The organism is Pseudarthrobacter sp. MDT3-1 (assembly GCF_054510755.1).
The window spans coordinates 1-1,415 of sequence record NZ_JBTNDX010000079.1; the positions used below are offsets into that span (position 1 = coordinate 1).

1 protein-coding gene is annotated in these 1,415 nt (G+C 64.2%); it reads left to right on the forward strand.

What is annotated here, in order from left to right; genetic code table 11:
- The first annotated feature begins 94 nt into the window (after positions 1-94).
- Entirely contained in the window at positions 95-1,237 is a 1,143-nt protein-coding gene (locus ACX80X_RS21190) for an IS701 family transposase (RefSeq protein ID WP_459313321.1), read from the forward strand.
- The last annotated feature ends 178 nt before the right edge of the window (positions 1,238-1,415 follow it).

A 1,415-nucleotide genomic window follows, 5' to 3' on the forward strand; every position in this document is an offset into this window, starting at 1 on the left:
CCTAGTACTACAGTCGCGTTTAATTTGAGCTGTATCGGCGGTTTGACCGGACTTTCGGCAGGGAACCTGTTAATCGTTGGTGGTGAGTGATGATATTTGTGTGGCGGACGTAGAAGAGTGGGCCGAAGGTCTGGACGAAATCGGCGATCTTATTGGGCCGCGGTTTGTCCGGTCCGAACCGCGGCGGAACGCTGTGGGGTATGTGCGCGGGTTGCTTTCGGATGAGGAACGCAAGAACTCCTGGACTTTGTCTGAACGCGCCGGGCACGGTACCCCGGATGGCATGCAACGACTGCTGTCGACGACCGACTGGGACCCGGATGCTGTGCGGGATGACCTGTTCACCTACGTCAACCGCCACCTGGGCGATCCCGACGGGATCCTGATCATTGACGAGACCGGATTCCTCAAGAAGGGCGCCGCCTCAGCCGGGGTCGCCCGCCAGTATTCGGGCACCGCCGGGCGGGTGGAGAACTGCCAGATCGGGGTGTTCCTGACGTACTCCGCCCCGGCCGGGCGCACCCTGCTGGACCGGGAACTCTACCTGCCCAAAGCCTGGGCCGACGACCGGGAAAGATGCACCCGGGCCGGGATCCCCAAAACCAGGGAATTCGCCACGAAACCGGTACTGGCCGCGGACATGATCGACCGCGCCCTGGATGCCGGGATCCCTGCCCGCTGGGCCACCGGGGACGCGGTCTACGGACAGCACACAGGGTTGCGCCGCCGTCTGGAAGCCAGGGGTTTGCACTACGTGCTGGCCGTTCCCATGAACCAAAACGTCATCGCCCCCACCGCCGGGATCGGCGAGCAATGGCGCGCGGATAAACTCATCGCTTCCCTGCGCGGCACTGCCTGGCGGACACGGACCGCCGGGGCCGGGACCAAGGGCGACCGCCGCTATTCCTGGGCACGGACCCGCATCAACGGACCCGCCGAAACCGGAGAACACTGGCTGCTGGCCCGCCGCTCCCTGAAAGACCCGACCGACCTGGCCTACTTCATCTGCCACGGCCCGAACCGGGTCTCGCTGGCCGAGCTAGTCAGGATCGCCGGCGCCCGCTGGGCGATCGAAGAAACCTTCCAAACCTCCAAGGGCGAAACCGGACTGGACCACTACCAGGTCCGCCAATACACCGGCTGGTACCGCCACATCACCCTCTCCATGTTCGCCCAGGCCTTCCTGACCGTGATCCGCTCCAAAAAAGGGGCCCTGCCGCCAGCGACGGGGAACTGATCCGGCTCTCGCTGCCCGAAATCAGGCGCCTGCTCGTCCGACTGGTCTGGCACCGCACCACCAGCCCCAACCACGTCCTGGAACACTCAACCTGGAGACGAAAACACCAACACCGCGCACGACATAGTCATTACAAAGCCCGCGGACACACCCCATAAACGCGACTGTAGTACTAGGC